We start from the raw sequence: 25,984 nt of genomic DNA on the forward strand, positions 1-25,984 counted from the left end.
TCATGATGGCCCTCGGCCGCCCATCCCCCGCCGAACATCGCCGGCATCTGTGCCGCCAGCGGCAGCGTGAGCAGCGCTGCAATCCAGAAATGACGCAGTTCCCGCCGCCACTCCTGCGCATGCCTGGCGCGCGCCTCCTCGCGGGCGCGCGCAGAGGCTTCGATGGCGCGGAAGCCCGCACGCTCGACTGCCGCGGCGGCGGCATCAACGCTCAGCGCCCCGGGTGCGAAACGCAGGGTGGCGCGCTCGGTGGCAAGGTTGACGCTGGCCTCGACGCCCGGCAAGCGGTTGAGCACCTTCTCGAGCCGGGTCGAGCAGGCGGCGCAGGTCATTCCCTCGATCGCGAGTTCCAGCGTGTCGAGCTCATCCTGCCGCCGGCCTTCCGAATCCTTTTTCTGCATGGTCGCCCCCTTGCGGGATTCCTGAGTGAAGCGCAGTGTAAACCCCGTACTCAAGTACGGAGTCAACCCATGGACAAAGAAAAGACGGGCGAATTCACGATCGGCGCGCTGGCGCGCCGAGCGGGGGTCGGCGTGGAAACGGTACGTTACTACCAGCGTCGCGGGCTGCTCGCCGAGCCGCAGCAGACGCGCGGCGCCTATCGGGTGTATGGCGAGGCCGAGCTCGCCCGCCTGCGCGCAATCCGCCGCGCCCAGCAACTCGGCTTTTCGCTGGAGGAGATCGACGGCCTGCTCGCGCTCAACGCGGACCGCGACCGCGAGCACGCGCGCGAGGCGGCGCAGGCCAAGATCGCGCTGATCGATTCACGCATCCGCCAGTTGGAGGAGATGCGCGACGCGCTCGCCGAGCTGGTGGATTGCTGCCGCCACACCAGCGCGCCCTCGCCGTGCCCGATCCTGCGGGCGCTTTCGAACGACTAGCGCGTCGGGGTGCGCGCGGCGCTCAGGTCACGCACAGCACGCCGTTCCACAGCTGTCCGCCGAGAGTCGGCGCGTGGTACAGGCCGAACACGCCGAACCCGAGCACCAGCAGGCCGGACGCGAAGCGCACCTTGCTGTTGCGGGTAAGGTCGCGGAAGCGCTTGAAGACCATGCCCGCGAGCATCAGGTTGGGCAGGGTGCCGAGACCGAACGCAAGCATGAGGCCCGCACCGCGCGTGGCGGAACCGGTCACCAGCGCCGTCGCCAGCACCGAATACACCAGCCCGCAGGGCAGGAAGCCCCACAACAGGCCGAGCGGCAGTGCCTGCTTCACCGATCGCGCGGGCAGGAAGCGACGCGTCGCCGGCTGGATCCTGCGCCATAGATGATGACCTGCGCGCTCGATCGGAGCGAGCAGCCGGGTGAAGCCGGTGAGGTAGAGACCGAGCGCGACCAGCATCAGGTTCGCGAGGACGTACAGGGTCATCTGCACCGGCAGCATGCCGTCGTAGAGCATGCCGACCGAGCCGAGCGCGCCCAGCAGGCCGCCGAGCGCGGTGTAGGTGGTGATGCGACCGAGGTTGTACGAGAGATGGATCGGCCACTGGCGCCGGCTGGCGTCCGCAGGATGAATCTGCACGCTGAGCGCGCCGACGATACCGCCGCACATCGACACGCAGTGGGTGCCGCCGAGCAAACCGATCAGGAAGACGGCGAGATAGCCCGTTTCGAACATCGTGATTCCATGGGCGTGGGGCCGATTGAGAAGAGACTCATTCTACGCTGCACCGCAAGAGGGCGCAGCCCGGGTCCGCTCAGATCACCCGGGAGTAGCGTGCGCGCTCACGATCGGACCGCAGGTAGCGATCGAACACCATCGCGATCCCGCGCACCAGCAGGCGCCCGGCCGGCTGCACGCTGATCCAGTCGCCGTCGACCTTCACCAGCCCGGCGGCCTCCATCTCCTTCAGGTCGGCGAGCTCGGCGGCGAAATATTCGCGGAAGTCGATCAGGTGGGCGATCTCGAAGGACTGCATCGACAGCTCGAAATGGCACATCAGCGCCTGGATGACCGCGCGGCGCAGCAGGTCGTCGGGCGTGAGTTCGATGCCGCGCAGCACCGGCAGCTCATCGCGGTCGAGGGCGTCGTAGTACTCGTCGAGCGTCTTCACGTTCTGCGAGTAGATCGGTCCGATCTTCGCGATCGCGGAGACGCCGAACGACAGCATGTCGCACTCCGCATGCGTGGAATAGCCCTGGAAGTTGCGGTGCAACCGGCCCTGACGCTGGGCGATCGTGAGCTCGTCGTCGGGCTTCGCGAAGTGGTCCATGCCGATATAGACGTAGCCGGCCTCGGTGAGGCGACGAATGCCGAGCTGCAACAGCTGCAGCTTGGTGTCGGCGCTCGGCATGTCGTTGACCGAGATCCGGCGCTGCGGCTTGAACAGCCCGGGCAGGTGGGCATAGCTGTAGAGCGAGATGCGGTCGGGCGAGATCTCGAGCACCTGCTCCAGGGTACGGTTGAAGCTGATCACGTTCTGCCGCGGCAGGCCGTAGATCAGGTCGAGGCTGACGGACTTGAAGCCGTTGGCGCGCGCCGCGTCGATGACGAGCTTGGTCTCGTCGTAACTCTGGATGCGGTTCACCGCCTGCTGCACGTCCTCGGCGAAATCCTGCACGCCGACGCTCATGCGGTTGAAGCCGAGCTGGGCGAGCAGCTCGACCGTGTCGAAATCGACCTTGCGCGGGTCGACCTCGATCGAATACTCGCCGTTGGGCACCAGCGTGAAGTGCTCGCGCACCGAATCCATCAGCTCGCGCATCTCGTCGTGCGACAGGAAGGTGGGCGTGCCGCCCCCGAGGTGTAGCTGGGTCGCCTGCCGACTGCCCTCCAGGCAGGCCGCCTGCATCGCGATCTCTTTCGCCAGATATTTCAGGTACTTGGCAGAGCGCCCGTGGTCCTTGGTGATGATCTTGTTGCAGGCGCAGTAGTAGCAGATCGTGTTACAGAAGGGGATGTGGAAGTATAATGAAAGCGGTTTGCTCACGCCTCCAACGGATCGGTTGGCCAGCCAGTGCTTCAACGCATCCGCGTTGAAGGCCTCGACGAAACGGTCTGCCGTCGGATACGACGTATAGCGCGGCCCGTTGATGTCGAAGCGGCGGATGAGTTGCGGGTCGAAAATGAGATCGGTCTGGCTGGTCATGGTCGTGGTGCGGTTACGTGAGCCGAACAATGGCAGATCGACTTATTGATGTGGTTGACGTGGATCAACGGCGCGCCCCGGCGGCCCGGATCGTCATGAACGGACAAGGGAGCGAGAGCGACGTGCAAATGAAGGTGACAGTGCCCGTCACTGTGAACGGCCTGAAGTCGGCTTGTTCGCAGTGTAACCTGCTGGAGCTGTGCCTGCCGTTCGGGATGTCCGAGCATGAGTTGAACCGCCTGGACGACCTCGTCGGCGCGCGCCGCAAGATCAAGCGCCAGCAGAACCTCTACCGTGCCGGCGATCCCTTCGAGGCGATCTACGCCATTCGCGCCGGCTCGTTCAAGACCGACGTGCTGCTCGAGGACGGCCGCGAGCAGGTCACCGGCTTCCAGATGACCGGCGAGATTCTCGGCCTGGACGGCATCAGCGCCGAGAGCCATTCCTGCAATGCGGTCGCGCTCGAGGACAGCGAAGTGTGCGTGATCGGCTACGCGCGACTCGAGGAACTGTCACGAGAGGTCGAGGGACTCCAGCACCAGTTCCACAAGGTCATGAGTCGCGAGATCGTGCGCGACCATGGCGTGATGATGTTGCTGGGCTCGATGCGCGCAGAGGAGCGGCTTGCCGCCTTCCTGCTCAACCTCTCGCAGCGCTTCACCGCGCGCGGCTTCTCCGCCGCCGAGTTCAATCTACGGATGACGCGCGAGGAGATCGGCTCCTATCTCGGCCTGAAACTCGAGACGGTGTCGCGCGCCTTCTCCCGCTTCCAGGAGGAAGGCATCGTCGCCGTGCAGCAGAAGCACATCCGGATCCTCGACCCGGGACGCCTGAAGAAGATCCTCCAGCACCAGGCAGGCGGGCGCTGAGCCGGCGGCAGCCGCTCAGACAATGCTGAGGAAGCCGGCGACATCCTTCGTCAGCGCGACCGACACGATCCACGCATAGGTGAGGACGGCCGCCCCGAAGGCTGCAAGGCGCACCGCGAGGGTGCGCCCCCGCTTCAACGCGACGGTGCCTAGCAGGATGTAGGCGAGCAGGCCGAGCACCTTCGCCGTGACCCAGCCGGCCTCGAACGGATACTGTCCGATCATCACCGCCAGCGCGATCGCACTGCCCAGCAGGAAAGTGTCGACGAGGTGCGGCAGCACGCGGGTGAGGCGGTGCCGCAGCAGCGCGCTGCCGCTCAGCATCCAGAAGCCGCGCAGCAGGAAGCCGGCTGCGCTGAGAACGACGCAGGTGACGTGGAGGTGCTTGATCGCTAGGTACATGGAACGAATCGTCCGTCCGCGGCGCACCGCCGAAGCGGTCGATGCGCCGCAGCGCGCTAGAATTGATGTCAGTCAAGAAACACAGGAGTGAATCCCCGATGCCAGCGCACAACGCCGATATCCCCTCCCTGGTGCGGAGGATACCGCTTTTCGGCGAACTCACCGACAGTGACATCGAGCGCGTCACCCGCTACGCGCGCGAGCGCGTGCTGGCACGCGGCGAGGTCCTGTTTCAGCGCGGCGACCACCCGCACGGGTTCTATTTCGTCATCAGCGGCCAGATCAAGCTCGCCTTCTCCTCACCCCAGGGCACGGAGAAGGTGGTGGAGATCATCGGCCCGATGCAGAGCTTCGGCGAGGCGGTGCTGTTCCTCGAGCACCCCTACCCGGTGTTTGCGGAAGCGCTTGCCGAAACCCGTCTCCTGCATATCGGCCAGGCGGTCGTCACCGAACTGATCGAGCAGGATCCGAGTTTCTCCAAGAAGCTGCTGGCCGGCATGGCGATCCGCCTGCACGGCCTGATCCAGGATGTCGAGACCTACTCGCTGCGTTCGAGCACCCAGCGGGTGATCGGCTACCTGCTGCAGCAGGCGGAGGGCGACGCCCCCTGCGATATCGCGCTGCCGACGAGCAAGCAGGTGATCGCCTCCCGCCTTAATCTCTCGCCCGAGACGCTCTCCCGCATCTTTCACGACCTTTCCGAGAGCGGCCTCATCACGGTGCACGGCAAGCGCATCACCCTGCACGACCCGCTTCGCCTGTCGCGTCACCAGGGCTGAATCCGCCCGCTTCGGTCAGGGCAGCCGCCACGGCTGGCCGGCGGCGGCCACTTTCACCGAACGCCAGCCGAGGCGCTCGCTCACCGTTTTCGCGAAGCTCGCCGCGGTTTCCGCCTCACCATGCATCACGAAGGTGTGCTGCGGCGGGGGCTGGATGTGACGCATCCATTCGATGAGCGCGGCCTGGTCGGCGTGGGCCGACAGCCCGCCGATCGTATGGATCGAGGCCCTCACCGGCAGCCGCGTGCCGAACAGGGTGACGTGCCGCGCCCCGTCGACCAGTCGCCGTCCGAGGGTGCCCGCTGCCTGGAAGCCGACGATCACGATCGCATTCTGCGGGCGGTCGATGTTATGCCGCAGGTGATGCTTGATGCGACCCGCGTCACACATGCCGCTCGCGGAGATGATCACCAGGCCTTCGCTCTGTTCGTTGAGGGCCATCGACTCCTCGACGTCGGCCACCAGCCTGAGCTTGAAGCGGTCCGTGCCCGCCATGAACCAGCGGTAGAGTTCACGCGTCTCGTCGTCCCACAGCCGCTCGAAGCGGGCAGTCAGCTCGGTCACCGCCGCCGCCATCGGCGAATCGACCACCACCTCAAGGCGTTCGACCCGCCCGTCACGCACCAGCTCGGCGAGCAGGAAAAGCATTTCCTGCGTTCGACCGACCGCAAACGCGGGAATGATCACGTTGCCGCGACGGCGAAACAGGGTGTCGTTGAGGATGGCGACCAGCTCGTCGCAGGTCTCGTCGATCGGACGGTGAAGCCGGTTGCCATAGGTCGATTCGATGCACAGGACGTCCGCGCGCTCGACCCGCACCGGGTCACACAACACCGGGCGCATCGGCTGTCCGAGATCGCCCGAGAACACGAGTCGGTGCTCGGCGCCGCCGGCATCGAGGTCGATCTCGATGATCGCCGAGCCCAGGATGTGCCCCGCATCGCGGAAGCGGCAGCGGATCCCCGCCCCCGGATGCACCGTCTCGTCATACGCGACCGGACGCAAGCTGCCGAGGCTGGCGCGCGCCTGCTCGACCGTATAGAGCGGCACCGCACTCCAGCCGCGCCGGCTGCGACGCGCGCGCTCCTGCCGGTTCGCCCACTCCGCCTCCTTCTCCTGAATGAAACCCGAATCGAGCAACATCACGCCCAAGAGTTCGACCGTCGCTTCAGTGGCATAGATCGGGCCACGATAGCCAAGGGCGACGAGTCGCGGAATCAGGCCGGAGTGGTCGAGGTGGGCATGGGTGAGGAGAACGAAGTCGATCTCGCGGAGGTCGAAATCGAATGCGCGGAAATTCTTCGCGTCGGCCTCGCGCCCACCCTGGAACATGCCGCAATCGACCAGGAAGCTGCCATGATCGTGATCGACGCGGGTGCACGATCCGGTGACCTCGCCCGCCGCGCCGAGGAATGTGAGTTGCATGGCACATCCTTCGCGATGGTAATGTTCCCCTTATCCTCCCAATGCTTGACTGCGGTCAAGCCCGAAGCGGCGCCGGTCGTCGCTATAATGAATCACGAACCCATCGCGCATCGGAGACAAGCCATGTTCAAGCACTTCCTCGTTCCCACCGACGGCTCCGACCTTTCCGAAGGAACGGTCGCCAGGGCCGTCTCGCTCGCCAAGGAAACCGGGGCCCGCATCACCTTCTTCTATGCCCAGCCCGACTTCCCGATGCCGATCTATGGCGAGGGCGCGCTGATCGACCCGACCACCCCGGAACAGTTCGCCAAGTCGGCGGCGGCGGAATCCGACCGCATTCTCGCCAAGGCCAAGGAGATGGCCAATGCCGAAGGGGTGAATGCAGACACCGATAGCGTGGTCAGCGAGGTCCCCTACGAGGCGATCATCGATGCCGCCGACCGCCATGGCTGCGACCTCATCTTCATGGCCTCGCATGGCCGGCGCGGTATCGCCGGGCTGCTGCTGGGCAGCGAGACGCAGAAGGTGCTCACCCACAGCAAGACGCCGGTACTGGTCTATCGTTGAAGCGCGAGCGCACCCTGAACGCGACGACGGCCCGGAAGGGGCCGTCGTCCTTTACGGCGGACTCAAGTTCGCCGGTTGATCTCCTTCGCCGGTCGCTGGAGGAAGATCGTGCTGAGGCTGGACGCTGCGCAAACCAGCCAGAAGCCGAGGAAGCCGATCGAATAGGTCGCGATCCGGCTGTAATCCACCGGCTCGCCGAACAGGTAGAGCTCCTGCGGATCGATCACGGTGAAGAACACGGCTTCCGCTACCGCTGCGATCAGAAAGGAAGGCCAGAGCACCTGTATCCATTTCAGCATTGCGTCACTCCTTTCGCCTGATCCGGGCTGATGTCGATCACGAGCCGGAATAATCGATGCGGATGTCCGACTCCGTCGGGAGATAGGCCGCGCCGTTCATGCGCCAGCTCCGCGACTCGTCTTCCAGCTGGAACAACCAGCGCCCGGTCGACAATGGCGCCAGCCGCGCTTCGAAAACGCCGTCCCCGCCGGTCATGCGCACGACCTGATCGAAGCCATCGCGGGTCGGGTGGACCACCGTCAGCACCACGCCTTCGGGCAAGGACGCCCGGTCGGCTGCAGAAAGGTCGATCCGCACCGACTCGCTGCGGACCTGCAGGCGTGCAATGAGGCCGAGCTCGCGGGCATGCTCCGCACGTCCGAGCGTCTGCACGATCGCCCTGCCCTCCTTCTGGTAGTCGTCGACGACCATCCCGTCGAAGGTCCGCACGGCGATCACCAGGGTGATGGTGCCCGCCACCACGGCGATCGCCGGAAAGAGCATCAGGAACCACGGCCAGCCGTGCTTGTACCAGGGTTTCGTATCTCGGTCGGTCAAGGTCGTACTCATGTCAGCGCGGGAAAAGGAAAGTGGTTTCTTCGCGCAGCGACAACGAGGGATCGTCGTCGGCACGCACTTCGAACTCGATGGGGTTCGCGCCCGGCTTGCCCGAATCGTAGGGGACGAGGACTCGCAAGGTCACCGACTGCGTCGCTGCCGGGCCGATCTCGATCAGGTTCTCACCGTCGACCGTGACGCCGGGCAGGCCGGATACCGAGAAGTGGAAGCTGCGCGCCTGCTCGCTCATGTTCATTACCTGCAGGCTGTAGACGTTCTCGATCATCCCTCCCTCGACCTCGCGCGCGAGCGCGGCGCGGTCGCGGATCACGTCCACACGGAGCGGCTCGCGGGTGGCGAGTCCCCAGACGAAGCCGGCGCATAGCAACGCGAGGATCGTGCCATAGATCAGCGTGCGCGGGCGCAGCACGTGGACGAGGATGTCCTTGGCGCCCCAGTGCTTCTTGATCGCATTCTCGGTCGAGTAGCGGATCAGGCCGCGCGGGTAGTTCATCCTGTCCATCACCTGGTCGCAGGCATCGATACAGGCGGCACAGCCGATGCACTCGTACTGCAGCCCGTCGCGGATGTCGATCCCGGTCGGGCAGACCTGAACGCAGATGCCACAGTCGATGCAATCGCCCTTGTTGACCGAGCGGGGATCGATCCCCTTCTTGCGCGCCCCGCGCGGTTCTCCGCGGCCCTCGTCATAGGTAATGACCAAGGTGTCGGGATCGAACATCACGCCCTGGAAGCGCGCGTACGGGCACATGTACTTGCACACCTGCTCGCGCATCACACCGGCGAACAGATAGGTGAATCCGCCGTAGAACAGGATCCAGAACAGTTCCCACGGACCGAAACTGAGCGTCCTTGCCGCCTGCAGCAGTTCCTCAAGCGGGGAAAAGTAGGCCACGAAGGTGAAGCCGGTCCACAGTGCCACCAAACCCCAGGCGAGAAACTTGAGGCCGCGCCGCGCCGCCTTCTCGCCACTCATCGGCGCCTGGTCAAGCTTCTGGCGCCTGACGTGGTCGCCCTCGATCTTGCGCTCTATCCACATGAAGATCTCGGTATAGACCGTCTGCGGACAGGCGTAGCCGCACCAGAGGCGACCAGCGATGGCGGTGAAGAAGAACAGCGCGTAGGCCGAGATGATCAGCAGCAGCGCCAGGAAGATGACGTCCTGCGGCCAGAACACCCAACCGAAGATGTAGAACTTGCGCTCGACGAGATGCAGGAGAACGGCCTGACGGTCGTTCCACTGCAGCCAGGGAAGCCCATAGAAGATGAGCTGGGTGATCCACACCAGCGCCCAGCGCCAGTTGTCGAAGATGCCGCTGACCGCGCGTACATAGAGCTTGCGACGGGATGCGTAGAGGGTGTCCTGAGCCGACGCGTCGGCGTCCGCGCCTTGCGGCTTCGGGGATGTGTTGCTCATGTCAACTATGCCTGTCCATTCTTGTTGCCACCTTCAAATGGAAGCCCGGGAGGCCCCCCTCCTCCCGGGCATGATACTGCGGTCCGACTTTGCGTCTTGCTTACTTCTTCGGCAGGCTCAGGACGTAAGCTGCAAGCAGATGAACCTTGTCCTCGCCGAGGAAGTCACCGAAGGCCGGCATCTGGTTGGTGCGACCGTGGGTCACGGTCTCGATGATCGTCGCCTCGCTCGAGCCGTACAGCCAGCTCTTGTTGGTCAGGTTGGGGGCTCCCATCATCGGGTTGCCGGTGCCGTCGGCGCCGTGGCAGGCCACGCATTGCTGGGCGAACAGCTCCGCACCACGCTGCGCGCGCAGCGAATCATGGGCGAGACCCGTCAGCGATCGAACATAGCTGGCGACGTCCTTCACGCCCTCCGCGCCGAGCGCCTGGCCGAACGGGGTCATTACCCCCATGCGGCCTTCCATGATCGTGGTCTTGACCACTTCGGGCTCGCCGCCCCACTGCCATTCGTCGTCGGTCAGGTTGGGAAAGCCTTTCGCGCCCTGCGCAGCGGAGCCGTGGCATTGCGCGCAATAGGTCAGGAACAGCCGCTGACCCATAGCGTTGGCCTCCGGATCGGCAGCCACGGCCATCAGGTCCATATCGCGGTACTTGGCGAAGATCGGACCGTACTTCTCGTCGGCCGTCTGCATCTCCGCCTCGTACTGGGCGATCTGGCCCCGATGCTGGTTACGGTCGCCGAAGCCGGGATAGATCACGAGGTAGGCCACGGAGAACACGATGGTGCCCCAGAAGAGGTACAGCCACCAGCGCGGGAGCGGGTTGTTGTATTCAGCGAGCGTTTCGTCCCACACGTGCCCGTGCAGTTCGGCCGGCCCCTTGGTGCGCTTGGTCATGTTCGAGGCAAGCACATAGACGCAGAACAGGATGGACAGTACCACCAGGACCATCACATACATGTTCCAGAAACCGCTGATAAAGTCAGCCATTTGTCTTCCTTCTCATTCGCGCCGGCCGCTGGCGGCCGGCAGGTCGTCGTCGGTCAGGGGCAGGCGCGCCGCTTCGTCGAAGCCGGCCTTCGCGTGCTTGCTGTAGGCCCAGAGGCAGATCCCGAGAAAGCATGCGAACGCCACCACGGTGACGATGACCCTCATGTCGTTGATATCCACGGCGCGCTCCTCCCTACCTTACGTTCTGCAGTGCGAGGCCCAGCCCCTGGAGATAGGCGACCACGGCGTCGAGTTCGGTCATGCCCTCGAGCTCGGCCGGTGCCGCGGCAATCTCCTCGTCGCTGTACTTGTGCTGCCCGACCTTGTTCAGCGCGCGCATCTTGGCCTGGATGTCATCGTTGAGCGGACGATCGAGCCAGGGGAAGGCGGGCATGTTCGACTCGGGCACGACGTCGCGCGGGTTGATCAGGTGGACCCGCTGCCACTCGTCCGAGTAGCGGCCGCCGACACGCGCCAGATCCGGGCCGGTGCGCTTCGAACCCCACAGGAAGGGGTGGTCGTAGATCGACTCGCCGGCGACCGAGTAGTGGCCGTAGCGCTCGGTCTCCGCGCGGAACGGACGGATCATCTGCGAGTGGCAGTTGCTGCAGCCCTCGCGGATGTAGATGTCGCGACCAGCCAGGCGCAGCGGGCTGTACGGCTTGACCTGAAGCTCGTTCCCCTTCTGGTCGATCGCCTTCATGGTGGAGTGCTGGAAGAACAGCGGCACGATTTCCACCAGACCGCCCACGCTGACCGTCATCAGCGTGAGCACGATCAGCAGAAATACGTTGCGCTCGATTTTTTCGTGCTTGGATTGAGCCATTTTCTCGAATCTCTCCGCTTAGGCGTGGGCAGCCGCAGGTGCGAGCACCGGCGCGTCATAGGCCTTCTGGCCGGCGATCGTCTTCACCATGTTGTAGAACATGAGAAGCATGCCGGTGAGGAACAGGATGCCGCCGACCAGACGGATGGTCCAGAACGGGTAGCTGGCCTTCACGCTCTCGACGAAGGAGTAGGTCAGCGTGCCATCGGCGTTGGTCGCGCGCCACATCAGGCCCTGCATCACGCCGGCGATCCACATCGAGGCGATGTAGAGCACGACGCCGATCGTCGCGATCCAGAAGTGCGCGTTGACCAGCTTGATGCTGTACATCTCCGTCCTGCCGTAGAGCCGCGGAATCATGAAGTACACCGAGCCGATCGAGATCATCGCCACCCAGCCGAGCGCGCCGGAATGGACGTGGCCGACGGTCCAGTCGGTGTAGTGCGACAGCGCATTCACGGTCTTCACCGCCATCATCGGCCCTTCGAAGGTCGACATGCCGTAGAAGGACAGCGCGGTGATGAGGAACTTCAGGATCGGATCGGTACGCAGCTTATGCCAGGCGCCCGACAGCGTCATGATGCCGTTGATCATGCCGCCCCAGGAGGGCGCGAGCAGAATCAGCGAGAAGATCATGCCGACCGACTGGGTCCAGTCGGGAAGCGCGGTGTAGTGCAGGTGGTGCGGACCCGCCCACATGTAGGTGAAGATCAGGGCCCAGAAGTGGACCACCGACAGGCGATACGAGTACACCGGGCGCTCGGCCTGCTTCGGCACGAAGTAGTACATCATTCCGAGGAAGCCCGCGGTCAGGAAGAAGCCGACCGCATTGTGGCCGTACCACCACTGGACCATCGCGTCCTGCACGCCCGCATAGGCAGAGTAAGACTTCATGCCGGTCCAGGAAACCGGGATCGCGGCGCTATTGACGATGTGCAGCAGCGCGACCGTGATGATGAAGGCACCGAAGAACCAGTTCGCGACATAGATGTGCGACACCTTGCGCTTCGCGATGGTGCCGAAGAACACGATCGCGTAGGACACCCACACGATCGCGATCAGGATGTCGATCGGCCACTCGAGCTCGGCGTATTCCTTCGAGGAGGTGTAGCCGAGCGGCAGGGTGATGGCCGCCAGCACGATCACCAGTTGCCAGCCCCAGAAGGTGAAGGCGGCAAGGCCGGGCGCGAACAGCCGCGTGTGGCAGGTGCGCTGGACGACGTAGTAGGACGTCGCGAAAAGTGCACAGCCACCGAACGCGAAGATCACCGCGTTGGTGTGCAGCGGACGGATCCTGCCGAAATGCAGGAATTCGTGCACGTTCAGTTCGGGCCATACGAGCTGTGCCGCGGCGATGACGCCGACCAGCATGCCCACGATACCCCATACCACCGTCATGATGGAGAACTGGCGCACGACTTTATAGTTATAAGTCGCTTGCGATTGCATGTAAGTCACCCCTTAGTTTGAAAAACCCATCGTGTCGCACTCCCAGGGGCACCGAAGATTCCCGGGATCGTCAGCGCGGCAAGATTACCTGTCGAGCATCTGGCCAATTTGACTTGAGTCAACATTGTATTGCAGCGTGTCACCACGCGGAAGCCGACATGCCCCGGTTCGGGGCAGGATCCCGCCCTGAATTGCATCTCCGCAACAGTCGGACGAGCGGTCACGGCTGCGGGCGCCAGTAGAGGCCGCAGCGTGGACGCAAGAAAGCCGCCCATTACGGACGGCTTTCTTGAATTCATTGGTCGGGGAAAGAGGATTCGAACCTCCGGCCCCTGCGTCCCGAACGCAGTGCTCTACCAGGCTGAGCTATTCCCCGACACTACCCGCTTTCTCGAGAAAAAACCTTAATGATTTCTCTCAACTGCAAAGTCCGACAATTGTAGCAGCGCATTCTTGAAAATGGAAGCGGGAAGTGAAGAAATCGCTTCGATCGCCTTGTCCGCTTCGGCTCGCGCATGGGTGCGCGTCACCTCGAGCGCACCGGTCGCGCGGATCGCCCCGAGCACCGCGGCGAAATCGTCCCGCCCGCCTTCCTCGATCGCCCGCCGCACCAGGGCGGCCTGCTCGGCGGTACCGTGTTTCATCACATGGATCAGAGGCAAAGTGGGCTTGCCCTCGGCGAGGTCGTCGCCCAGATGCTTGCCTGTCTCGGCCTCGTCGGCCGAGTAGTCGAGCACGTCGTCGACCAGCTGAAAGGCAGTCCCCAGGTGGGTTCCGAAGGCGCCGAGCCGGTCTTCGACGTCGCGATCGACCCCGGCGACGATCCCGCCGACCCGCGCTGCGGCCTCGAACAATTTCGCCGTCTTGTAGCGGATCACGCGGAGGTAATCCTCCACGTCGACATCGGCATCGTGGCAGTTCAGGAGCTGCAGGACCTCGCCCTCGGCAATCACATTGGTCGCCTCGGACAGAACCTCCATCACCCGCATGTTCCCGGTCTCGACCATCATCTGGAAGGTTCGCGAGTAAAGGAAGTCGCCCACCAACACCGAGGCCGCATTGCCGAACAGCGCGTTCGCGGTTTCCCTGCCGCGACGCAGCTCGGATTCGTCCACGACATCGTCGTGAAGCAGCGTCGCCGTGTGAATGAATTCCACCACCGCCGCGAGTTCGTGGTGCTGCGTGCCGTGGTAGCCGGTCGCGCCGGCAGCAAACAGCACGAGCGCCGGCCGCAGGCGCTTGCCGCCGCTGTGGATGATGTATTCCGCCACCTGACGGATCAGGACCACGTCGGAGTGCAGACGGTCGCGGATCACCGCATCGACCGCCTGCATGTCGGCGGCGATCGGCGCAAAAAGCTGCTTGACGGACAAGACGGTGGCGCTCATTGGAAAAGCGGCGATGTTAGGCGGCGGCGGCGAGCGCCGTCAACCGCGGTGGGCGCGGGCGTGATCAACGACCCGACGCCCGCTCGACCGCCTTGTCCAGCGCTTCCTTGGCGGCCTTGGTGTCTGCCCACACACCGGACAGTTCCTCGTCGATGATGCGGCGCACTTTCTCGCGCTCGACCACGGGCTGGGCGGCGGAGGTCCCGGTGACCGGCTTGTTCGTCAGTTGCCCCACCGCCACGCGTACGTTCTCGAGGTCCTCGCCGAGCAGCTCGCTCGCAGAGGCGAACAGACCGGCACGGTTGAGCGGCAGGTAGCCGGTCTCGCGCTGCCAGGCGACCTGATTCTCGGGCTGCAGCCAGAAGCCGACGAAACGTGCCACTGCCTTGTACTCCGCTGCCTTCTTGCCGGCCGAGACCCACAGCGCCGGACCGTCGGCGAGGGTGTTCTGGGGTGCGCCGGGGAAATCCTCGTGATAAGGAAGCCGCACCACGCCGACATCGACGGCCCCCTTGCGGCGGAACTCCGGCCAGCTCGCGGAGGGGGCGGCGAGCACCGCGCACTCGCCGGCAGCGAAGCGCTCCTCGGCCTCGGCCTCCCGCTCGAACATGTGCAGGTAGCGCGCTCGCGACCAGCTCGCCATCATCGCCACGTGCTTGACCTGGAACATCCCGTTGAAGGACGGCGCGTCGGCCTTGCCGCGCTTCACCGCAACCGGCTGGTTGTGCCAGGCGCTGAGATTCTCGACCATCACCCGGCCCGGCTGGGCCACGGTATAGGGGCAGGCGTGCCCGGTGTCGGCGAGGCGGCCGAGCACGTCCTGCAATCCGAACCAGGTCGCGACCGCCGCCGCGTCCGGATTGACCCCGGCCCGGCGCAGGGCATCGCGGTTCAGGTACAGCACCGGGGTGGATAGCCCGACTGGCAATGCGAGCAGGCGGCCCTTCGCATCCACCGGCGTGCGCGTCATCATCGCTGGCGGACGCAAGGTCTGCAGCGGCACGCCACCTTCCTTCATCACCGCGTGAAGGGGCTTGAAGCGGGGCTTGCCGACGAGAAAGGCCTCTTCCTCGTCGCCCTCGAGGATCAGCAGGTGCGGAACCGACGGCGCGCGCCAGTCCAGTTCCGACAGCACAACCCGCACCTTGCCACCCTGTGCGTTGAAGCGGTCCACCAAGTCGGTCAATGCCGCGGCCTTGGACGCCGGAAGGCGGTGATACAGACCGATTTCCTGCACCGTCGCCTGCTTGCTCGCCGCCGCCGCGAGCGGCAACGAAAACGCGAGTCCCAAGCCGATCCCGAGGCTCGCCGCAAGACTCTTGAAACGCTTTTGATTCATGGATTTATTTGCACCAATCTGAAGTGCCGCGACAACGGCGAGGCGGCGCGCGATTATAGTCCCGCCGCCCTCGGCAGATGGAAAGGAATTGACGCCGACAGCGCGCTCTCCCGCTTCAGGGCGCCGGATTCGTGAAGCGCAGGTGGACTTCGTCGATCGCCTGGAGCAGCTCCGCGTCCGGTACGCAGTCCCAGGCGGCCAGATTCTGTTCGAGCTGAGCGAGCGATGTCGCGCCGATGATCGTGCTGAGGGCAAAGCTGCGGGAATAGACGAAGCCCAGCGCGAGTTCGGTCGGCGTCATGCCCCGGCTGCGCGCCAGCGCCTGATAGGCCTCGCTGGCCGGCACGACGCCCGGCTTGGCGTAGCGTTGTCCGAAATTCTCGAAAAGCGTGATGCGTCCCGAGGCCGCTGGGTCGGCGAGGTACTTGCCGCTGAGATGCCCGAAGGCGAGCGGCGAGTAGGCCAGCAGGCCCACCCGCTCGCGGTGGCAGACTTCCTGCAAGCCATACTCGAACACCCGGTTGATCAGGCTGTACGCATTTTGCGTGCTCACCACGCGCGGCAGGCCGTGCGCCTCGGCCAGGCGGACGAACTCCATCACGCCCCACGGATGCTCGTTGGAGAGTCCGATGCGACGGACCTTCCCTTCCTCCACCAGTTCGGCGAGCGCCTCGAGCTGCGCGCGAATGGGCGTGGATTCGCGCTCCCGCGAGGGATCGTACTGCCACTGGCCGAACATCGGCTGGTTGCGGGCCGGCCAGTGCAGCTGATAGAGGTCGATGTACTCGGTGCGCAGCCGGCGCAGGCTGCCCTCGACCGCCGCACGGATATTCGCGCGATCGAGCGCGGGTGGGCCGCCGCGGATCCAGTCCAGGTTGCGCGACGGGCCGGCCACCTTAGTCGCCAGGATCACCTTGTCGCGCGGCTGGCGCGCGAGCCAGCTGCCGACGAAGCGCTCGGTCGCGCCGCTCGTCTCCGCGCGCGCCGGCACCGGATACATTTCCGCGGTGTCGAAAAAATTGACACCCCGCTCGAAGGCATGATCGAGCTGGGCATGCGCTTCTGCCTCGGTGTTCTGCTGCCCGAAGGTCATCGTCCCCAGGCAGATCGCCGAGACCTCGGGGCCGCCCTCGCCGAGCTGCCGGTATTCCATCGCACGCTTCATCTTCGCTCCTCTCCTTTACCGGTGGCGCTGGCGCTGCGCACGAACGTCCTCGCCTGGGCCGCCACCTCGGCTTATCATCGCGGGTTACGTCCGATGATACTTCAACGCGAGAACGCCCCATCCGATGACTCAATCCGCACCCGCCGCCTCGCTCGCCGTTTCCGGCCTGATCGCCTATTGCCGTGCCGGCTTCGAGAAGGAACTCGCCGCCGAGCTCGACGACATCGCCGCCGAGGCCGGCATGATCGGCTTTGTTCGCGCCGACCCGGACTCGGGCTTGGTGGTCTACGCGTGTTTCGAACCGGTGCCGCTGCGCGAGATTCCGGAAGAGACCCTCGACTGGCGCCGCCCGGTGTTCGCCCGCCAGCTGCTGCCCTGGTTCGCACGGGTGGACGATCTGCCGGAACGCGACCGTGCGACGCCGATCGTCGCCGCGGTCAAGGCAAGCGGCCAGCGCTTCTCGGGGGTCCTGCTCGAGACGCCGGACACCGACGAGGCCAAGCAGCGCTCGGGCTTCTGCCGGCGCTTCACCGAACCGCTGAGCCGCGAGCTGGAGAAGGCAGGGACCCTGCGCACCAGCCGCACCGGACTGCCGGTGCTGCACGTGCTGTTCAGCGACGCGCAGACCGCCTGGCTCGCCGCCGCCCTGCCCGGCATGGTCGCGCCCTGGCCGATGGGGATTCCGCGCCTGCGCATGCCCACCAACGCCCCCAGCCGCTCGACCCTCAAGCTCGCCGAAGCCTTCATCACGCTCATGACCGACGAGGAGCGCGAACAGCAGCTGCGTGCCGGACAGCGCGCGGTCGATCTCGGCGCCGCGCCGGGTGGCTGGACCTGGCAGCTGGTCGGGCGCGGACTGCGCGTGACCGCGATCGACAACGGCCCGCTCCGCGACAACGTCATGGCGACCGAGATGGTCGAGCACGTCCGCGCCGACGGCTTCACCTGGCGGCCGGCGCGACCGGTCGACTGGATGGTGTGCGACATGGTCGAGCAGCCCTCCCGGATCGCCTCGCTGATGGCCGAATGGATCGCCACCGGACGCTGCCGACACGCGGTATTCAACCTGAAACTGCCGATGAAGCGCCGGCTCGATGCGGTCGAGCAGTGCCGCGAGCTGATCCGCAAGCGCCTCAACAGCGTCGGCCCTTACGAGTTGCGCATCAAGCACCTGTACCACGACCGCGAGGAGGTCACCGCCTATCTCAGCCTGAAGCGCTGAGGCCGGCGCACCGAAACCCCTGTAATGAATCGGTTTTCCGCAGGGGTGTATAATCCGCCTTTTCAATTTTTCCGCGGCCGCCTCGCGCGTCACGCGGAACCAGAAAGGCCCCCATGAGCTTTGCCGACCTCGGCCTCATTCCCGAACTGCAGAAAGCTGTCGCCGATGCCGGCTACAGCGAACCGACACCGATCCAGCGCCAGGCGATCCCGATCATCATCGCCGGCCATGACGTCCTGGGCGGCGCCCAGACCGGCACCGGCAAGACCGCCGGCTTCACCCTGCCGCTGCTGCATCGCATCGCGCGCCACGCCAGCGCCAGCACCTCGCCGGCCCGCCACCAGACCCGCGCGCTGATCCTCGCCCCGACCCGCGAGCTGGCGATGCAGGTCTACGAGTCGGTCAAGACCTACAGCAAGCACCTGCCGCTGCGCGCGATCTGCCTCTACGGCGGGGTCGATATCCGCCCCCAGCAGGCGGAGATGCGGCGCGGCATCGAGGTCGTGATCGCGACCCCCGGCCGCCTCCTCGACCACGTCGAGCAGAAGTCGATCAACCTCGGTCAGGTCGAAGTGCTGGTGCTGGACGAGGCCGACCGCATGCTCGACATGGGCTTCATCCCCGACATCAAGCGCATTCTCGCGCTGCTGCCGGCGAACCGGCAGAGCCTGCTGTTCTCGGCGACCTTTTCGGAAGAGATCAAGAAGCTCGCCGACCAGATGCTGAAGAACCCGCAGCTGATCGAGGTGGCGCGCCGCAACATGGTGTCGGAGACGATCACGCACGTGGTGCATCCGGTGTCGGCGGGCATGAAGCGCAACCTGCTCGCGCACCTGCTGCGCCACAAGCCCGACACCCAGGCCCTGGTCTTCGTCGATACCAAGCTGGTCTGCAGCCGGCTGGCGCACTTCCTGGAGCGCAGCGGCATCTCCGCCGACGCGATCCACGGCGACAAGAGCCAGCAGCAGCGCACCGAGACGCTGGAGGCGTTCAAGACTGGCAGGTTGCGCGTGCTGGTCGCCACCGACGTCGCCGCGCGCGGCCTCGACATCGACGACCTGCCCTACGTCATCAACTTCGAGCTGCCGCACACCGCCGAGGACTACGTGCACCGGATCGGTCGCACCGGCCGCGCCGGCAACCTGGGCAATGCGGTGTCGCTGGTGTGCGCGGAGGAGAAGCACTGGCTGAGCGAGATCCAGAAGCTGATCAAGCTCGAGATTCCGCACGAGGTGGTGCCCGGCTTCGACCCCGACCCTGACTTCTTCGAAGCCGGCAGCCGTGGCGGCCGGAGCCGCCGCCAGGGCTCGGAGGGCGGCAGCCGTCGCGACGCTCCCGCCGCGGTGCCCGCATCCACCGCCGTCGCGCGCCCCGCACCGGCAGCCAAGCCGGCAGTGGAGCGCGCCGCCGCTCCCCGGCGTCGCGGCGGCAAATCCAGCATCGCCGCCGACGGCTTCGACTTCAGCAAGCCGTATCAGCCGAGCGCCGAGGCCGTCGCGCGCAGCGCCGACGAGCCGAGCGCGCGCGCCGGTGGAAAGCCGCCGCACTCGCGCCGGCATCAGCGCCCGCTCGCGGTCCTGCTCGGTGGCCTCGGCCGCCGGCCCGACGCGCAGCAATAAGCGGCACAGAGCCACTGGGCCCGCCTCCCTGCCGTGCGCGGCAGGGTGAGCCGCCAAAGGAAAGGGCGGCAGTCCGGGAAACACATTCCCGCACTGCCGCCCTTTTTCGCGACCCGCCGCCCGCTTTCGCGAACGGCGGTCCGAAGTGCGATCAGCCTTCGAGCGCCTTGACGTTCTGGATGACCTCGCCGACGACCTGCTGCGCGCTGCCGTACAGCATGCGGCAGTTGTCCTTGTAGAACAGCGCATTCTCGATGCCCGAGTAGCCCGCGCCCTTGCCGCGCTTGACCACGATCACGTTCTGCGCCATGTCCGCGTTGAGGATCGGCATGCCGTAGATCGGGCTCGACTTGTCGGTGCGCGCCACCGGGTTGACCACGTCGTTGGCCCCGATCACCAGCGCCACGTCGGCCTGCGCGAAGTCGGCGTTGATCTCCTCGAGGTCGAAGATCTTGTCGTAGGGCACGCCCGCCTCGGCCAGCAGCACGTTCATGTGGCCCGGCATGCGGCCCGCCACCGGGTGGATGGCGAACACCACCTCGACGCCGGCCTCCTCGAGCAGCTGCGCCATCTCCCACACCTTGTGCTGCGCACCGGCCACCGCCATGCCGTAGCCCGGCACGATGATGACCTTCTGGCCGTAGCGCATCAGCGAGGCGGCATCCATCGCCGAGAGCTCGCGCATCGTGCCCTCGACCGCCTCGCCGCCTTCGGCCGCCGCACCGGTGATCGGCGCGAAGATGATGTTCTTGATCGGGCGATTCATCGCCTTGGCCATCAGCTGCGTGAGCAGCATGCCCGAGGCGCCCACCACGATGCCGGCCACGATCAGCGCCGGGTTGCCGATGACGAAGCCCTTGAAGCCCACCGCCAGGCCGGTGAAGGCGTTCAGCAGCGAGATCACCACCGGCATGTCGGCGCCCCCGATCGGCAGCACCAGCACCACGCCCAGCGCCAGCGCCAGCACGAAGAACAGGAAGATCTCGAAGCCGCTCGGCGCGGCCGAGTAGCCCACGGTGAGGCCGATGCCGAAGGTCGCCAGCGCGAGGAAGAAGTTCACGTTGTTCTGCGCCGGCAGCCGGATCGCCTTGTTCAGCAGGCCCTGCAGCTTGGCGAACGCCACGCACGAGCCCGAGAACGCCACCGAGCCGATGATCGCGCCCAGCACCAGCAGGGTGGAGGTCACCGCATCGTGCTCGGCCCCGCGCACCAGCTCGACCGCGGCAATGCCGGCGGCCGCGCCGCCGCCCATGCCGTTGTAGATCGCGACCATCTGCGGCATGTCGGTCATCTTGACCACCTTGCCGCTCCACCACGCGGCGCCGCCGCCCAGCACGATCGCCGCCACCATCAGGCCGACGTTGTTCAGCCCCGGGATGAAGAAGGTCACCACCGTCGCGGCCACCATCGCGAAACCCGCCCATACGATGCCGCGCCGTGCGGTCACCGGCGAGGCCATCGCCTTCAGGCCGAGGATGAACACGACCGTGACGACGAAGTAGGCCATGCTCACAAACCAGTTCGACGTCATTGCGCGCCCCCTTCTTTCTTCACATTACCCGTCTTGAACATGCCCAGCATGCGCTCGGTCACCACGTAGCCGCCGGCGGCGTTGGCCGCGCCCAGCAGGACCGCGAAGAAGCCGATCACCAGTTGCAGCGGTTCGTCCGGATCGGCGTGGCCGAGCGCGACCATCGCGCCGATCAGCACCACGCCGTGGATGAAGTTCGAACCCGACATCAGCGGCGTGTGCAGGATCACCGGCACGCGCGAGATCACCTCGTATCCGGTGAATGCGGCCAGCATGAAAATGTACAGTGCGGTAAAGCCTTCCATGGCTCGATCCTCCCTTACAGGCCCAGCACCTGCTTCACGCCCGCGTGGCGAACTTCGCCCGCATGCGTGAGACAGGTCCCGGCCAGCACCTCGTCTTCCCAGTCGAGCGCGAGCGCGCCGTCCTGGATGAAGGGCGAGATGAAGTTGAACAGGTTCTTGGCGATCATCTCCGAGGCATGCACCGGCATGCGGCTGGCGATGTGGGTGGGGCCGATCACCAGCACGTCGCCGACCCGCGTCTTCTCGCCGGCCACCGTGCCCTCGACGTTGCCGCCGGTCTCGGCGGCCATGTCGACCACCACCGCGCCCGGCTTCATGCGCGCGATCATGTCGGCGGTGATGATCTTCGGCGCCTGCTTGCCCGGAATCGCCGCGGTGGTGATGAGCGCGTCGCACTGCGCCACCGCCTTCGCCAGGCGCTCGGCCTGCTTGCCCTTCTCTTCCTCGGTGAGTTCGCGCGCATAGCCGCCGGTGCCCGCCGCCGACACCCCGGTGTCGACGAATTTGGCACCGAGCGACTCGATCTGCTCGCGCGTCTCCGGGCGCACGTCGTAGGCCTCGACCATCGCGCCGATCCGGCGCGCGGTGGCGATCGCCTGCAGGCCGGCCACGCCGGCGCCGATCACCAGCACCTTGGCCGGGCGGATGGTGCCCGCCGCGTAGGTCAGCATCGGGAAGAACTTCGGCGAGTGGTCGGCGGCGATCAGCGCGCACTCGTAACCCGCCACCGCGCCCTGCGAGGACAGCACGTCCATGCTCTGCGCGCGCGAGATGCGCGGCAGCAGCTCCATCGCGAAGGCGGTGATCTGCTTGTCCGCGAGCCGCTTCGCGCGCTCGGCGTCGCTCCACGGCTGCAGCAGCCCGATCAGCACCGCGCCCGGCTTCATCGCACCGATCAGCTCGGCCGACGGTGCCTGCACGCACAGCAGCACGTCCGCCTGCGCCGCCACCTCGGCGGCGCTGTCGACCAGCGTCACCTCGGCGAAATCCTCGTCGCGGAAGTGCGCCGGCGCGCCCGCTCCTTTCTGCATCAGCACCCGGGCCCCCAGGCCCAGGTATCTCTTGACGACATCCGGCACGACGGACAAGCGCCGTTCGCCCGGAAGCATCTCCGCAAGCACTCCGAGGGTCAGAGGCATGAGGGCAATCCTCCCAAATGATTCACTGCAAAATGCACCATGAAGATGATCGAATCGAAGACGTTGCGGTTCGCACGCTTCTGGTTTTGTCTTCTCCCTGCCCGCACCGGTCCGGTGAGCGAGCCTCACCGGACGATATTAACGGCATTCGCCCCTCGGGCGAAATGCAAACGTCCGGATATTCTCGCGGGATTTCCCGGATTGTCAGCGCAGGCCCGGCACGAAATGCGGTGCAGCCGGCATCCGCTCGACCAGTTTCACGATGGCCACCGAGATGTTGTCGCCGAGGCCGCTGGCGCGCGTGCGCCCGAGCTCGATGAGTCGCGCGGCGGCCGCCCTCGGCGGCAGCGACTGCACGAGCGCCGCCACTTCGTGTTCCGGAATGCAGGACCACAGGCCATCGGTGCACAGCACGAAGACATCGCCTCCGGGCAGCGGCCCCGCCTCGCCATGAACGATCTCCGGATCGAGATCGCCGCCGAGGCATGACAGAAGCACATTGCGGCGCGGATGGCGAACCGCCGCCTCGCCATCGATGCGCCCGCTGCGCTCGAGCGCGCCGACCAGCGAATGATCCTCGGTGCGATGCAGCACGCGCCCCCCGCGCACGTGGTAGAGGCGGGAGTCGCCGCAGTGCGCCCAGCTCGCATGGTCGCGCTGCAGCAGGAAGAGCACCGCGGTGCTGTGCGGATCCTGCTCCGAGGTGAAGCGCGTCAGCCGCATCACCCTGTGCGCCTCGTCGAGCACGCCACCGAGGAGCTCCCGCGGGCTCTCGGCGTTCGGCATGTAGGCCTCGAAGTTCTGGCGCGCGCGAATTACCACCTGGTCGGCCGCCATCGCGCCGCCCGCATGCCCGCCCATGCCGTCAGCGAGAACCGCGAGCAGCAGCCCCGAACGCGTCGGATGGCGAAACATTGCGACGCGGTCCTGCTGCTCGGGACGATCGCCCCGATGGGTGGCGACACAGGTTTCGGCGATGAGAGGCATCTGGGGTGCGGCCCTGTCATTAATGACGCAGCATATTAGCAACGCGGCCGTGCGACCGGCCGAAGACCGTGCGCGACTCGCATGCGACCGTGACAAATGAAACACTCGCGACCCGGGAGGCGCCGCCGGGCAGGCGGCGGACGATGCCGTCGACCGCTATTTGCTACCATTCGGCTCCACACCTGCGCGACTCGCTCATGCGTCAAGCCACCCTGGAACGCTTGTTCCCCTTCCTCGCCTGGCGCCGCCAGTGGACCGCGGCCAGCCTGCGCGACGACGCCACCGCCGGGCTCACGGTGGCGCTGGTGATGATTCCGCAGGCACTCGCCTACGCCAAGCTCGCCGGCCTGCCGCCGCACATCGGGCTCTATTGTGCCCTGCTGCCGACCGTGGTGGCAGCGCTGTTCGGCTCCTGCGGCCAGCTATCCACCGGCCCGGTGGCCCTCACCAGTCTGCTCACCGGCGCCAGCATCATCGGCCTCGCCGCGCCCGGCTCACCCCATCTGCTCGAACTCGCGATCGGCCTCGCGCTGCTCTCGGGCCTGATCCAGTTCGCGCTCGGCGCGCTCAAGCTGGGCTGGCTGCTCAACCTGCTGTCGGTGCCGGTACTGAGCGGTTTCGTCAATGCGTCCGCGCTGATCATCTGCCTCACCCAGGTCCCGCCGCTGTTCGGCCTCGACCTCCAGCATTCGGGCCAGCTGGTGATCGACTTCCTGCGCCTGCTCAGCGGCGGCGAGCTCCTGCATCCGCCCTCGGTCGCCTTCGGCCTCGGCAGCCTCGGCCTGCTCCTCGCGCTCAAGCACCACCTGCCCCGGCTGCCGGGCGTGCCCCTGGTGGTCGCCGGTGCGACCGCCCTGTCGGCGGCGACGGGCTTCGAGCGCAGCGGCGGCGCCGTGGTCGGCGCGATCCCGCTCGGCCTGCCGGATTTCGCCTTCCCCGCGCTGTCGCTCGGCGAACTCATCGCTCTGCTGCCCGCCGCCTTCGTGATCGCCCTGGTGAGCTTCATGGAGGCGGCCTCGAGCGCCAAGCTGATCTCCGGCCGCACCCGGCAGGCCTGGCGCCAGAACCAGGAACTGATCGGCCAGGGCCTGGCGAAGATCGCGGCCTCCTTCGCCGGCGGCATGCCGGTCAGCGCCTCCTTCTCGCGCTCCGCACTGAACTACACGCTGGAGGCGCGCAGCGGGATGTCCTCGCTGGTCACCGCGGCGCTCGTGCTCGTCACCGTGCTCTACCTGACGCCGCTGGTGTGGCACCTGCCCAAGCCGGTGCTCGCCGCCGTGATCCTGCAGGCGGTGGTCGGCCTCATCGACCTCAAGGCGCTCGGCCGCGCCTGGCGCGCCAGCCGCGACGACGGCCTCGGCGCGGTGGTGACCTTCGCCGCCACACTGGCCTTCGCACCCGCGATCCAGAACGGCATCTTCACCGGGCTCATGCTGTCGCTCGGCCTGATGGTGTATCGCGGCATGTATCCACGCGTCGCCCTGCTCGGCCTGCATCCGGACGGCACCTACCGCGACCTCGAGCGCTTCGGCCTCGCCCATCCCCACCCCGGCCTGGTGGTGCTGCGCTTCGACAGTCCGCTGAGCTTCGTCACCGCCGCCACGTTCGACGAGGCCATGCTGCGCGCCGCACGTGCTCAGCCCGACGTCAAGGTCGTGCTGGTGTCGGCGGCGGGGATCAACGAGGTCGATGCGACCGGACTGCACACCCTGGCCGGCCTGATCGAGCGCTTCCGCGCCCAAGGCCAGGCGATCGCCTTCTGCGGCCTGAAGAAGCAGGCGATCGACGCGATGCAGCGCGCCGGGCTGTGGGCCCGCATTGCCGAGCACGGCGGCTACCGCACCGAGCACCAGGCGATCGAGGCGCTGCTGGCGACGCTGTCGAAACCGAAGGCCGACGGGCCCCAGGCGCCTGATTCGCCTTGACTTTGCCGCACGTTCGTCGTAAGGTGCGCGATTCTTTCCAAACCCATCAACTGGAGCAACACCATGTACGCGGTGATAAAAACCGGTGGCAAGCAGTATCGCGTTGCCGCTGGCGAAAAGATCAAGGTAGAACAGATACCGGCCGACGTGGGTTCCGAAATCACGCTTGACCAGGTCTTCATGGTCGGCGAAGGCGAGTCGGTGAAGATCGGCTCGCCCGTGGTTGCCGGAGCTTCTGTCACGGCGACCGTGGTTTCCCACGGCCGTCACGACAAGGTCAAGATTTTCAAGATGCGCCGCCGCAAGCACTACCAGAAGCACCAGGGGCATCGTCAGAACTACACCGAGCTTCGCATCGAAGCGATCTCGGCCTAAGGCGCAGGAGGTAATCCGACATGGCACACAAAAAAGCTGGCGGTAGTTCGCGTAACGGCCGCGACTCGGAATCGAAACGCCTCGGCGTGAAGCGCTACGGTGGCCAGTTCGTGCTCGCCGGCAACATCATCGTTCGCCAGCGCGGCACCGAATACCACCCGGGCGACAACGTCGGCATCGGTAAGGACCACACCCTGTTCGCGCTGACCAACGGCACCGTGCAGTTCGCGGTCAAGGGCCCGTTCAAGCGCCGTACCGTCACCATCGTTCCCGAAGCGGCCTGATCGTCGCTTCCGGCACGTGACACGGCTGCTTCGG

At 66.1% G+C, this 25,984-nt stretch carries 28 protein-coding genes and 1 tRNA gene; 9 read left to right on the forward strand and 20 right to left on the reverse strand.

All coding sequences use genetic code 11. From position 1 onward, the window contains the following. Positions 1 to 401: cation transporter (locus BB334_RS07405; RefSeq protein WP_198531204.1), on the reverse strand; the 401-nt coding region annotated here is incomplete at its 3' end. Between the two features lie 69 nt (positions 402 to 470). Here BB334_RS07405 and BB334_RS07410 point away from each other — a divergent pair. Next, a complete protein-coding gene (locus BB334_RS07410) occupies positions 471 to 881 on the forward strand; it encodes a MerR family transcriptional regulator (RefSeq protein WP_068806565.1) in 411 nt (136 codons plus the stop codon). Between the two features lie 22 nt (positions 882 to 903). Here the strand turns inward: BB334_RS07410 and BB334_RS07415 are convergent, their stop codons facing one another. Beyond that, positions 904 to 1,617: a sulfite exporter TauE/SafE family protein gene (locus BB334_RS07415; protein WP_068806568.1), complete on the reverse strand. Its 714-nt coding sequence runs from the start codon at positions 1,615 to 1,617 to the stop codon at positions 904 to 906. A 79-nt stretch (positions 1,618 to 1,696) separates the two neighbouring features. After that, positions 1,697 to 3,088, reverse strand: a complete 1,392-nt coding sequence (gene hemN, locus BB334_RS07420) for an oxygen-independent coproporphyrinogen III oxidase (RefSeq protein ID WP_068806571.1) — start codon at positions 3,086 to 3,088, stop codon at positions 1,697 to 1,699. Positions 3,089 to 3,216: 128 nt separating this feature from the next. On the opposite strand from hemN, the gene fnr reads away from it, so the two are divergent. Continuing rightward, positions 3,217 to 3,957, forward strand: coding sequence for a fumarate/nitrate reduction transcriptional regulator Fnr (gene fnr / locus BB334_RS07425; RefSeq protein ID WP_068806574.1), 741 nt, complete (start codon positions 3,217 to 3,219; stop codon positions 3,955 to 3,957). 15 nt (positions 3,958 to 3,972) lie between these two features. Here fnr and BB334_RS07430 read toward each other — a convergent pair whose 3' ends face one another. Beyond that, complete coding sequence (locus BB334_RS07430) at positions 3,973 to 4,359, reverse strand: SirB2 family protein (protein WP_068806577.1); 387 nt, start codon at positions 4,357 to 4,359, stop codon at positions 3,973 to 3,975. 98 nt (positions 4,360 to 4,457) lie between these two features. Between BB334_RS07430 and BB334_RS07435 the strand changes: the two genes are divergently transcribed. Continuing rightward, positions 4,458 to 5,138, forward strand: a complete 681-nt coding sequence (locus tag BB334_RS07435; RefSeq protein ID WP_068806580.1) for a Crp/Fnr family transcriptional regulator — start codon at positions 4,458 to 4,460, stop codon at positions 5,136 to 5,138. 15 nt (positions 5,139 to 5,153) lie between these two features. On the opposite strand, the gene BB334_RS07440 is transcribed toward BB334_RS07435, so the two are convergent. Then, positions 5,154 to 6,563 carry an MBL fold metallo-hydrolase RNA specificity domain-containing protein gene (locus tag BB334_RS07440; protein WP_068806583.1) on the reverse strand — a complete coding sequence of 470 codons (1,410 nt, stop codon included), beginning with the start codon at positions 6,561 to 6,563 and terminating at the stop codon, positions 5,154 to 5,156. Between the two features lie 123 nt (positions 6,564 to 6,686). On the opposite strand from BB334_RS07440, the gene BB334_RS07445 reads away from it, so the two are divergent. Then, positions 6,687 to 7,130 (forward strand): universal stress protein, encoded by a 444-nt coding sequence (locus BB334_RS07445; protein WP_068806587.1) that lies wholly within the window; start codon positions 6,687 to 6,689, stop codon positions 7,128 to 7,130. A 62-nt stretch (positions 7,131 to 7,192) separates the two neighbouring features. Here the strand turns inward: BB334_RS07445 and BB334_RS07450 are convergent, their stop codons facing one another. From BB334_RS07450 to BB334_RS07500, 11 genes are all read right to left on the reverse strand, one after another. Beyond that, positions 7,193 to 7,429 carry a hypothetical protein gene (locus BB334_RS07450; RefSeq protein WP_068806590.1) on the reverse strand — a complete coding sequence of 79 codons (237 nt, stop codon included), beginning with the start codon at positions 7,427 to 7,429 and terminating at the stop codon, positions 7,193 to 7,195. A 37-nt stretch (positions 7,430 to 7,466) separates the two neighbouring features. Beyond that, a complete protein-coding gene (locus BB334_RS07455) occupies positions 7,467 to 7,979 on the reverse strand; it encodes a FixH family protein (RefSeq protein ID WP_068806594.1) in 513 nt (170 codons plus the stop codon). Between the two features lies 1 nt (position 7,980). After that, the gene (ccoG, locus tag BB334_RS07460; RefSeq protein ID WP_068806597.1) at positions 7,981 to 9,405 is read right to left on the reverse strand and encodes a cytochrome c oxidase accessory protein CcoG; all 1,425 of its coding nucleotides are present in this window, start codon (positions 9,403 to 9,405) and stop codon (positions 7,981 to 7,983) included. Positions 9,406 to 9,505: 100 nt separating this feature from the next. Then, positions 9,506 to 10,396 carry a cytochrome-c oxidase, cbb3-type subunit III gene (gene ccoP / locus BB334_RS07465; RefSeq protein ID WP_068806600.1) on the reverse strand — a complete coding sequence of 297 codons (891 nt, stop codon included), beginning with the start codon at positions 10,394 to 10,396 and terminating at the stop codon, positions 9,506 to 9,508. A 12-nt stretch (positions 10,397 to 10,408) separates the two neighbouring features. Next, the gene (locus BB334_RS07470; RefSeq protein WP_068806603.1) at positions 10,409 to 10,576 is read right to left on the reverse strand and encodes a CcoQ/FixQ family Cbb3-type cytochrome c oxidase assembly chaperone; all 168 of its coding nucleotides are present in this window, start codon (positions 10,574 to 10,576) and stop codon (positions 10,409 to 10,411) included. 13 nt (positions 10,577 to 10,589) lie between these two features. Next, positions 10,590 to 11,222, reverse strand: coding sequence for a cytochrome-c oxidase, cbb3-type subunit II (gene ccoO, locus BB334_RS07475; RefSeq protein WP_068806606.1), 633 nt, complete (start codon positions 11,220 to 11,222; stop codon positions 10,590 to 10,592). A gap of 18 nt (positions 11,223 to 11,240) precedes the next feature. Continuing rightward, positions 11,241 to 12,671: a cytochrome-c oxidase, cbb3-type subunit I gene (ccoN, locus tag BB334_RS07480; RefSeq protein ID WP_068806610.1), complete on the reverse strand. Its 1,431-nt coding sequence runs from the start codon at positions 12,669 to 12,671 to the stop codon at positions 11,241 to 11,243. A gap of 299 nt (positions 12,672 to 12,970) precedes the next feature. Continuing rightward, positions 12,971 to 13,047: transfer RNA gene (locus tag BB334_RS07485), tRNA-Pro, on the reverse strand. A gap of 28 nt (positions 13,048 to 13,075) precedes the next feature. Further along, positions 13,076 to 14,044: an octaprenyl diphosphate synthase gene (gene ispB, locus BB334_RS07490; RefSeq protein WP_068807906.1), complete on the reverse strand. Its 969-nt coding sequence runs from the start codon at positions 14,042 to 14,044 to the stop codon at positions 13,076 to 13,078. A gap of 79 nt (positions 14,045 to 14,123) precedes the next feature. After that, entirely contained in the window at positions 14,124 to 15,398 is a 1,275-nt protein-coding gene (locus BB334_RS07495) for an extracellular solute-binding protein (RefSeq protein WP_068806615.1), read from the reverse strand. Between the two features lie 115 nt (positions 15,399 to 15,513). Beyond that, positions 15,514 to 16,551 (reverse strand): aldo/keto reductase, encoded by a 1,038-nt coding sequence (locus BB334_RS07500; protein ID WP_068807909.1) that lies wholly within the window; start codon positions 16,549 to 16,551, stop codon positions 15,514 to 15,516. Positions 16,552 to 16,687: 136 nt separating this feature from the next. Here BB334_RS07500 and rlmM point away from each other — a divergent pair, with 136 nt between their 5' ends. Both rlmM and BB334_RS07510 read left to right on the forward strand, forming a co-directional pair. After that, positions 16,688 to 17,785, forward strand: coding sequence for a 23S rRNA (cytidine(2498)-2'-O)-methyltransferase RlmM (rlmM, locus tag BB334_RS07505; RefSeq protein ID WP_068806618.1), 1,098 nt, complete (start codon positions 16,688 to 16,690; stop codon positions 17,783 to 17,785). A gap of 113 nt (positions 17,786 to 17,898) precedes the next feature. Continuing rightward, the gene (locus BB334_RS07510; protein ID WP_068806620.1) at positions 17,899 to 19,404 is read left to right on the forward strand and encodes a DEAD/DEAH box helicase; all 1,506 of its coding nucleotides are present in this window, start codon (positions 17,899 to 17,901) and stop codon (positions 19,402 to 19,404) included. Between the two features lie 151 nt (positions 19,405 to 19,555). On the opposite strand, the gene BB334_RS07515 is transcribed toward BB334_RS07510, so the two are convergent. From BB334_RS07515 to BB334_RS07530, 4 genes are all read right to left on the reverse strand, one after another. Further along, on the reverse strand, positions 19,556 to 20,935 hold the full coding sequence (locus tag BB334_RS07515; RefSeq protein WP_068806623.1) for an NAD(P)(+) transhydrogenase (Re/Si-specific) subunit beta: 1,380 nt from the start codon (positions 20,933 to 20,935) through the stop codon (positions 19,556 to 19,558). Then, positions 20,932 to 21,240, reverse strand: a complete 309-nt coding sequence (locus BB334_RS07520; protein ID WP_068806627.1) for an NAD(P) transhydrogenase subunit alpha — start codon at positions 21,238 to 21,240, stop codon at positions 20,932 to 20,934. Before BB334_RS07520 ends, BB334_RS07515 begins: the two co-directional genes overlap by 4 nt. 14 nt (positions 21,241 to 21,254) lie before the next feature. After that, positions 21,255 to 22,379, reverse strand: coding sequence for an NAD(P) transhydrogenase subunit alpha (locus BB334_RS07525; RefSeq protein ID WP_068806631.1), 1,125 nt, complete (start codon positions 22,377 to 22,379; stop codon positions 21,255 to 21,257). Positions 22,380 to 22,583: 204 nt separating this feature from the next. Beyond that, positions 22,584 to 23,366, reverse strand: a complete 783-nt coding sequence (locus BB334_RS07530; RefSeq protein WP_068806634.1) for a PP2C family protein-serine/threonine phosphatase — start codon at positions 23,364 to 23,366, stop codon at positions 22,584 to 22,586. 197 nt (positions 23,367 to 23,563) lie between these two features. On the opposite strand from BB334_RS07530, the gene BB334_RS07535 reads away from it, so the two are divergent. The 3 genes from BB334_RS07535 (at position 23,564) to rpmA (ending at position 25,950) form a co-directional block, all read left to right on the forward strand. Further along, on the forward strand, positions 23,564 to 25,291 hold the full coding sequence (locus BB334_RS07535) for a SulP family inorganic anion transporter (protein ID WP_068806637.1): 1,728 nt from the start codon (positions 23,564 to 23,566) through the stop codon (positions 25,289 to 25,291). 63 nt (positions 25,292 to 25,354) lie between these two features. Continuing rightward, positions 25,355 to 25,666, forward strand: coding sequence for a 50S ribosomal protein L21 (rplU, locus tag BB334_RS07540; RefSeq protein ID WP_068806640.1), 312 nt, complete (start codon positions 25,355 to 25,357; stop codon positions 25,664 to 25,666). A gap of 20 nt (positions 25,667 to 25,686) precedes the next feature. Further along, complete coding sequence (gene rpmA, locus BB334_RS07545; RefSeq protein WP_068806643.1) at positions 25,687 to 25,950, forward strand: 50S ribosomal protein L27; 264 nt, start codon at positions 25,687 to 25,689, stop codon at positions 25,948 to 25,950. The last annotated feature ends 34 nt before the right edge of the window (positions 25,951 to 25,984 follow it).

Origin of the sequence: Thauera phenolivorans, assembly GCF_001696715.1 — a bacterium.
GTDB classification, from domain to species: Bacteria; Pseudomonadota; Gammaproteobacteria; order Burkholderiales; family Rhodocyclaceae; genus Thauera; species Thauera phenolivorans.